The following is a 716-nucleotide window of genomic DNA, read 5'->3' on the forward strand; positions in this document are numbered from 1 at the left end:
TCAGCCAAACTTATCTGACGCTTTCTCGCAATAGCCATGTGACAACCTGCTCGTTTATTGTGCTAATAATAAAATTAGTACATAACTGATACATTGCAAATCATAAGGTGGGTGTCTTCTTAGCACCTCTCTCTATGGGCGGTTCATCTCCCGTTATCAATATTGATCCAAATATCTCTCAATGACACTAAACCTTGTGACGCTAGATAGTCATTGCCTATCGCAATGTTAATTCCTTTTGTTTTTGAGCTTCGACAAGGGTCTTCGCTTCCAAACGCCTACTTTTGGTACTGGTGATACCACATGCAATGGCGAGTCGTTCGCTAACACCCAATTTCATTAAACTGCGTACTTTGGTGCGAGGTTTACGCCATTGCCGCCAGTAGCACATTCTTATCCTACGTCGGATCCAATGATCTAAATCCACCGTTAGCTGATAAGCATTGGCAGACGGAAAATGAGCTACACCGACAAAATAAAGGTTAAAATAGACGGTCAAAATAGATAGCCTAATTTAGCGACGACAATGTTTTATAAAGAAATGGTAAAAGACTCGGTTTTATTGAGCCTGCTTTCCTTATGGTAAAAAGCGGAATATTACAGTTAACAAAGGCATGAATAAATTGACCTTACGCGGTCAAACGAAAGTGAATGCCCAATGGCAACTGTATTGCTTAGTTCATAATATAGAAAAGCTGCAAAACACGATGCATTAA

At 39.9% G+C, this 716-nt stretch carries 2 pseudogenes; one reads left to right on the plus strand and one right to left on the minus strand.

From position 1 onward, the window contains the following. Window positions 1-143: 143 nt before the first annotated feature. Window positions 144-466 (minus strand): annotated as a pseudogene (locus tag H5154_RS22955) (group II intron maturase-specific domain-containing protein); the annotation flags it as partial. Between the two features lie 80 nt (window positions 467-546). Between H5154_RS22955 and H5154_RS22960 the strand changes: the two are divergent. Further along, window positions 547-716: pseudogene (locus tag H5154_RS22960) on the plus strand (transposase); the annotation flags it as partial.

This window comes from Pseudoalteromonas sp. SR44-5, from assembly GCF_014163675.1.
In the GTDB taxonomy this organism is placed as follows: Bacteria; Pseudomonadota; Gammaproteobacteria; order Enterobacterales; family Alteromonadaceae; genus Pseudoalteromonas; species Pseudoalteromonas rhizosphaerae.